Origin of the sequence: Actinomadura sp. NPDC000929 (genome assembly GCF_040492065.1) — a bacterium.
GTDB classification, from domain to species: Bacteria; Actinomycetota; Actinomycetes; order Streptosporangiales; family Streptosporangiaceae; genus Spirillospora; species Spirillospora verrucosospora.
In genome coordinates, this window is sequence record NZ_JBEUPA010000254.1 from 1 (window position 1) to 6,437 (window position 6,437).

Below are 6,437 nucleotides of genomic sequence, written 5' to 3' on the forward strand. Positions count from 1 at the left end.
GGGCGGCTCGGCCGCCTGCGCCGCGGCCTGCGCTCCGGCGGCCGCGCGGGCTGGCCCCGCAGGCTGCTGGCCGTGGCGGCCGGGCTGCTGATGTGGCCGGCCTTCCCCCCGTTCGACCTCACGCCCCTCGCACCGGCGGGCGTCGCACTGCTGACCCTCGCGCTGATCGGCCGTTCCCCTCGCACCGGCGCCTGGCTCGCGTTCCTCGCCGGCGCCGCGTTCTTCGTCCCCGCGCTGGAGGGGATCTCCCGCGTCGGCCCGGACGGCTGGATCATCCTCAGCCTCGTCGAGGCCGCCTACTTCCTACCGCTGGGCGCCGGGATCGCGGTGGTCACCCGGCTCCCCGGCTGGCCCGTCTGGACGGCCGCGCTGTGGGTCGGCGAGGAGCTGATCCGCGGCCGCGTCCCCTTCGGAGGGTTCCCCTGGGCGCGGCTGGCCTTCAGCCAGACCGCCACGCCCCTCACCCCCTACGCGTCCTTCGGCGGGGCGCCCCTGGTCACGTTCCTGACGGCCCTGCTCGGCGGCCTCCTCGCCTGCGCCGCCGTGGCCGTCCTCCGCGCCCGGTCCAAGGCCTCCCGGTCCCGGGACGGGGACGGGGGCGGAGACGTCGGGGAGCGGCCCGGCACCCGCCGGGCGCTGCTCCCCGCGGCGGTCTGCCTGGCCGCGGTCGGCGCCGTCGTCGGCGGAGGGCTGCTGATCCCCACGCCCGCCGACGGCCGCGCGGTCACCGTCGCGGTCGTCCAGGGCAACGTGCCGCGCCTCGGCCTGGACTTCCTCGGCCAGCGCAAGGCCGTGCTGGACAACCACGTCAAGGCCACCCACGAGCTGGCCGAGCGGGTCCGCGCCGGGCGGGTCGCCAAGCCGGAGCTGGTGGTGTGGCCGGAGAACGCCAGCGACCTCGACCCCTACACCGAGCCCGACGCCTACAACGCCATCGACGGCGCGGTGAAGGACATCGGCGTCCCCGTCCTCGTCGGCGCCCTCACCGACACTCCCGACGGGAAGAAGGTCGAGAACCGCGGCATCGTCTGGGACCCGCGGACCGGCCCGGGCGACTACTACGTCAAGCGGCACCCCGTCCCGTTCGGCGAGTACCTGCCGTTCCGCGACGTCCTGACCAAGCTGATCACCCGGTTCGAGCGGATCCCGCGCGACTTCGCCAAGGGCGACCGCTCCGGCGTGATGGGGCTCGGGCCGGTGGACATCGGCGACGTGATCTGCTTCGAGGTCGCCTACGACAAGGAGGTTCGCGACGTCGCGCGCGGGAATCTGCTGGTCGTGCAGACCAACAACGCCACCTACGGCAAGACGAGCCTGCCGCCCCAGCAGATCGCCATGTCGCGGCTGCGCGCGGTCGAACATGGCCGTACGATCTTGGTAGCCGCGACGAGCGGGATCAGCGCCATCGTCGCCCCCGACGGCCGCATGGTCGACCGGTCCCGGGAGTTCGTCCCGGCCGTCCAGGTCGCGTCCGTCCCGGCGAGGACGGCGCGGACGGCGTCGGACCGGCTGGGGGAGGCGCCGGAGTGGGCGCTGGCGCTGCTCGGGCTCGGCGCGGTCTGCGCGGCGGCATGGACAGCCAGGAAGAACGAGGGGAATTGACGCCGATGGAGATCCCAGCCGGGCTCGGCCGGGTGCTCGTGATCATCCCGACGTACAACGAGCGGGACAACATCGAGCGCATCGCCGGGCGGGTGCGCGAGGCCGTCCCGTCGGTGGACGTCCTCGTCGTGGACGACGCCAGCCCCGACGGGACCGGCGAGGCCGCCGACGCGATGGCCGCCGCGGACGAGCAGATCAAGGTGCTGCACCGGCACGGCAAGGAGGGCCTCGGCCCCGCCTACATCGCCGGGTTCCGGTGGGCCGCCGAGCAGGGCTACGACGTGATGGTCGAGATGGACGCCGACGGCTCCCACCAGCCCGAGGAGCTGCCGCGGCTGCTGTCGGCCCTGGAGGACGCCGACCTGGTCATCGGCGCCCGCTGGGTGCCCGGCGGCAAGGTCCGGAACTGGCCGAAGCGGCGCGAGGCGCTGTCGCGCGGCGCCAACACCTACGCCCGCGTGATGCTCGGCATCCCGCTGCACGACTCCACCGGCGGCTACCGCGCCTTCCGCGCCGCGACGCTGCAGAAGATCGGGCTGGAGGGGGTCGACTCGCGCGGCTACTGCTTCCAGATCGACCTGGCGCTGCGGGCCCTGCGGCAGGGGCTGCGCGTGGTCGAGGTGCCGATCACCTTCGTCGAGCGCGTCCACGGGACCAGCAAGATGAGCCGGGACGTGATGGCCGAGGCGGCGCTGCGCATCACCCAGTGGGGGATGAGCGACCGCATCGGCAAGATCCGCGACCCGGGCTGAGGCGCGCCCGGGGGCGTGCGGGGAAACGAACGGGGCCTTCCCGGCGTTGAACCGAGGGAGAGGTTTTCGACGACCCCGAAGATGGAGCCATGCTGCCGCTGCTGATCGTCCTGGCGTTCCTGCTGGTGCCGGTCCTGGAGATCTTCGTACTGATCCAGGTCGGCGAGGTGATCGGCGCCTGGCCCACCGTCGGCCTGCTGATCGCCGAGACCGCGCTGGGCGCGTGGATCGTCCGCCGGGAGGGCCGCCGCGCGTGGCGGGCCCTGCAGGAGACGGCGCGGCGCGGGGTGCTGCCCGACCGGGAGGTCGCGGACGCGGCGCTGGTCATGGCCGGCGGCGTGCTGCTGCTGGTCCCCGGCTTCGTCACCGACCTGGTGGGGCTCGTGTTCGTGCTGCCGTTCACCCGCCCGCTCGTCCGCCGCGCGCTGTCGGCGTTCGCGGCGCGGCGGATGCGGGCGGCCGAGGAGCGCGCCGCCACCATGTTCCCGCCCGGCGCCGGCGGGTTCGACCCCTTCGGGCGGGGGCCCGGACGCGTCGAGACCCCGCCGGGACCGGTGGTCCGCGGCGAGGTCGTCCACGACGACGAGGCCGTCGACGAGCACGGCGACCGGACGTCGCGCGCCTGACCCTCAGGCGTCGCGGACGGCGAGAGCGACGCCGCCCGCCAGCAGCGCCGCGGCAGTGTAGGCGGCCAGCACGCCGAGGCCCTCCCACGGCCCGATCGGCAGCCTCTCCACGCCCCGCGTCGCCTGGACGGCCAGCCCCGCCGTCATCGGAGAGAGCCTCTCCAGCCGCTCCCGCCATTCCTCGTCCCCGACCAGCCGGACGAGGACCGGCGCGATCCACAGCAGCGCCAGCACCGCGCCCATCGCCACCGCCTGCTCGCGCAGCACCGTCCCCGCGCCCAGGGCCAGCAGGGCCACCAGCACCAGGTAGAGGACGGTCCCGGCGGCGGCGCGGGCGGTGGGGCCGTCGGCGAGCGACAGCGGCGGGTAGCCGTTCGCGGCCGTGAAGCCGTTGCGGGGCAGGACGCCCCGCCCGGCCGCCAGCGACGCCAGCACGCCCGCCGTCCCGCCCGCGGCGACGAGCCCCGCCACGACGGCGGCCTTGGCGGCCAGCACGGTGATCCGCCCCGGCACCGCCGCCAGCGTCGCGGTGATCGTCCCCGTGGCGTACTCGCCCCCGACGGCCAGCACCCCGAGGATCACCGCGGCCACCTGCCCCAGCTGCACGCCCGACAGCGCCAGCTTCGGCGTGTCCTCCGCGCACCCGGCGGGCCCCGTGCAGTGCGCGGTGTCCACCGTGCCGGTCACCGCCGCGCCGACCGCGGCGACCAGCACCGCCAGGGCGGGCGCGAGCCACGCCGTGCTCGGCACCGTGCGCAGCTTCGTCCACTCGGCGTGCAGCGCGTGCAGGCCCGTCCCTGCCCGGCCGGTCATGCGTCACGCCTCGCGACGAGCCGCGCGGCCGCCGCCAGCGCGAGCGCCGCGTACACGCACAGCACCCCGAGTCCCGCCCACGGATCGATCGACTGGTCGAATCGCTCGACGGTCCGCTGGATCGCGAACCCGGCCGCCGGGGTGAGCCGCTCCAGCCACCGCGCCGCCGACAGCGGCAGCCCGGTCGCCACGATCTGCGGGACGAGCAGGAGCAGCAGCACGATCGTGATCGCGGGCGCGCCGCGCCGCACGATCACCGCGACCGCCAGCGAGAACACGGCGATCACGGCGAACAGCGCCCCCGTCCCGGCGACCGCGCGCAGCACCGCGCCGTCGGTCAGGGGCGGCACCGCCAGCCCGTGCGAGCGCTCCAGCGGCCCGGCGAGCAGCACCGACCCGAACGCCGCGGCCAGCCCCGCCGCCAGTGACGCCAGGCCCGCCACGACCGCCTTGGCCGCCAGCACCCGGCCGCGCCGGGGGGCGGCCGCGAACGTCGTGCGCAGCATCCCGCGCCGGTACTCCGCCGTCACGAACAGCACCGCCAGCGTCACGATCGCCACCTGCCCGATGAGCGCGCCGGAGAGGGTGGTCCTGGTGATGTCGTCGGCGAACGCGTTGGGCCCGATGTCCCCCACGCCCTTCAGCGTGATCGTCCCTCCGGACCCGGTGCGCCCGTCCAGGGACGGGTCGGCCGCCGGACCGCTCGCCGCGGCGCGGTCCCGCCAGGCGGCGCCCGGCTGCGCCGGCGCCACCGCCACCTGGTCGAACGCCGCCCGCGTGGCGGAGGGCTGCCCGGAGACGCTCTCCCCGCCGAACATCCGCCGCACCTCGACCTTGTCCGGGGCGGCCACGAACACGCCCGCCAGGGCCGTCCGCGGCAGCCCCTTCAGCCGGACGGACCCGACGCGGCGCCAGCCGCGGCCGTCGGCCGAGGCGTAGCCGGTGACGTCCGCCCCGGCGCGGGACAGCTTGAGCCAGCGCGGCACCGCGCCCGGCCCGCCGCCGGCACCGCCCTCCTTGTAGCCGCTCAGGAGGCGGACGCCGTGTCCCGGCGTCACCGCCAGCGCCGCGTACGGGGCGCCCGCCCGCGTGCTCCCCCTGACCATCAGGCCGGCCTTGGCCCAGGCGCCGCCGCCCTCCTGGGAGGTGACGCGCGCGACGACCGTGCCGTCTCCCGCCAGCGGCAGGTAGGTGTAGTGGCCCAGGTCGGAGATCTTCAGCAGCGCCGGGTCGGGCGGCGGCCCGTCGCCCGAGCGGGTGGACTGGCTGCCGGCCGCCGCCAGCAGCGCGACCAGCACGGTCAGCAGTACCGACGCCGGCAGGGCCAGCATCCAGCGGCGGACGGTGCGCAGCTTGGTCCACTCGGCGGCCAGCAGCCGCCCGAACCCGTCGCGGGCCTCGTCCTGGACCGTGCTGCGGTACGGCGCGACCGCGGCGGTCCCTGGGGCGCTCACCGGGACTCCCGCCCCTGCGCCGCCTGGAACTCGACCGCGTCCCGGGTCAGCTCCATGTAGGCCTCCTCCAGCGATGCGCGGTGCTCGCCGACCCCGCTGAACCCCACCCCGGCCTCGGTGAGGACCGCGACGACCTTCTCGGCGGCCAGCCCCGTGACGGTGACGGCGTCCGGGCCGGACGCCGCCACCGTGGCGCCCGCGCGGGCCAGGGCGGTCATCGCCTCCCGGCGCTCGGCCGTGCGCACCTCGACCCGGCCGCCGGACGCGGCCTCGAGCAGGTCCGCGACCCTGGTGTCGGCGATCAGTCGGCCCCGCCCGATCACCACCAGATGGTCCGCGCCGCCCTCCAGCTCGCCCATGAGGTGGCTGGAGACCAGCACGGCGCGCCCCTCGGCGGCCAGGGACCGCAGCAGCCCCCGGATCCAGGTGACGCCCTCGGGGTCCAGGCCGTTGACCGGCTCGTCGAACATCAGCACCGGCGGGTCGCCGAGCAGCGCCGCGGCGATCCCGAGCCGCTGCCGCATGCCGAGGGAGAACCCGCCCGCCCGGCGGCGGGCCGCGCTCGCCAGCCCGGTCAGCCCGATCACCTCGTCCACCCGCCGGGACGGCAGCCCGTTGGCGTGCGCGAGCCACAGCAGGTGGTCGCGGGCCCGGCGGGCCGGATGGACCGCGGACGCGTCCAGCATCGCCCCGAGCCGGCACAGCGGCGTCCGCAGCGACCGGTAGGGCCGGCCGCCGACCAGCGCCGTCCCGCCGTCCGGCCGGTCCAATCCCATGATCATCCGCATGGTGGTGGACTTGCCGGCGCCGTTCGGGCCGACGAACCCGGTGACCTGCCCGGGGCCGACCGTGAACGACAGGCCGTCCACGGCCAGGGTGGGCCCGTACCGCTTTCGCAGGGCCCGTACTTCGATGGTTGCCTCCATGGACCGGGAGACTACGGAGCGCCGCCGCCGCGGGTCGTCACGCCAGGGAGCAGTTCCGGCGGGCGCGGCCCGGGGGAGCGGGCGTCCCCCGCGGGAGGGACGCCGCCGCGGCGCCGTCCGCGCCACAATGGCGTCCGTGGGCGACAGCGACGAGACCGCCGGGCGGGCTGTTCGTCCTGGCCGGCATGATCGAGATGCCGGAGGCGGAACTGCAGGAGATCGAAGACGCGATGCTCAACGACACGAGCAACCGTCCGTGAAACC

At 76.1% G+C, this 6,437-nt stretch carries 6 protein-coding genes; 3 read left to right on the top strand and 3 right to left on the bottom strand.

Going from position 1 to position 6,437, the window contains the following annotated elements:
* The 3 genes from lnt to ABWI04_RS41130 all read left to right on the top strand — a co-directional run.
* A partial coding sequence (lnt, locus tag ABWI04_RS41120; protein WP_502913221.1) for an apolipoprotein N-acyltransferase occupies positions 1-1,602 on the top strand: 1,602 nt, incomplete at its 5' end.
* A 5-nt stretch (positions 1,603-1,607) separates the two neighbouring features.
* Complete coding sequence (locus ABWI04_RS41125) at positions 1,608-2,354, top strand: polyprenol monophosphomannose synthase (RefSeq protein ID WP_353835800.1); 747 nt, start codon at positions 1,608-1,610, stop codon at positions 2,352-2,354.
* A gap of 89 nt (positions 2,355-2,443) precedes the next feature.
* On the top strand, positions 2,444-2,980 hold the full coding sequence (locus ABWI04_RS41130) for an FxsA family protein (protein ID WP_345187073.1): 537 nt from the start codon (positions 2,444-2,446) through the stop codon (positions 2,978-2,980).
* Between the two features lie 3 nt (positions 2,981-2,983).
* Here ABWI04_RS41130 and ABWI04_RS41135 read toward each other — a convergent pair whose 3' ends face one another.
* Genes ABWI04_RS41135 through ABWI04_RS41145 form a run of 3 tightly spaced genes read right to left on the bottom strand, consistent with a single transcriptional unit; the run spans position 2,984 to position 6,173 of the window.
* On the bottom strand, positions 2,984-3,793 hold the full coding sequence (locus ABWI04_RS41135; protein ID WP_353835801.1) for an ABC transporter permease: 810 nt from the start codon (positions 3,791-3,793) through the stop codon (positions 2,984-2,986).
* On the bottom strand, positions 3,790-5,247 hold the full coding sequence (locus ABWI04_RS41140; protein ID WP_353835802.1) for a DUF1349 domain-containing protein: 1,458 nt from the start codon (positions 5,245-5,247) through the stop codon (positions 3,790-3,792). The genes ABWI04_RS41135 and ABWI04_RS41140 overlap by 4 nt, the downstream gene beginning before the upstream one ends.
* The gene (locus ABWI04_RS41145; protein WP_353835803.1) at positions 5,244-6,173 is read right to left on the bottom strand and encodes an ABC transporter ATP-binding protein; all 930 of its coding nucleotides are present in this window, start codon (positions 6,171-6,173) and stop codon (positions 5,244-5,246) included. The genes ABWI04_RS41140 and ABWI04_RS41145 overlap by 4 nt, the downstream gene beginning before the upstream one ends.
* Positions 6,174-6,437 lie beyond the last annotated feature (264 nt).

Coding starts and splice junctions, on each gene's coding strand:
- ABWI04_RS41130 (WP_345187073.1), top strand. CDS start 2,444: ATGCTGCCGCTGCTGATCGTCCTGGCGTTCCTGCTGGTGCCGGTCCTG.
- ABWI04_RS41135 (WP_353835801.1), bottom strand. CDS start 3,793: ATGACCGGCCGGGCAGGGACGGGCCTGCACGCGCTGCACGCCGAGTGG.
- ABWI04_RS41125 (WP_353835800.1), top strand. CDS start 1,608: ATGGAGATCCCAGCCGGGCTCGGCCGGGTGCTCGTGATCATCCCGACG.
- ABWI04_RS41145 (WP_353835803.1), bottom strand. CDS start 6,173: ATGGAGGCAACCATCGAAGTACGGGCCCTGCGAAAGCGGTACGGGCCC.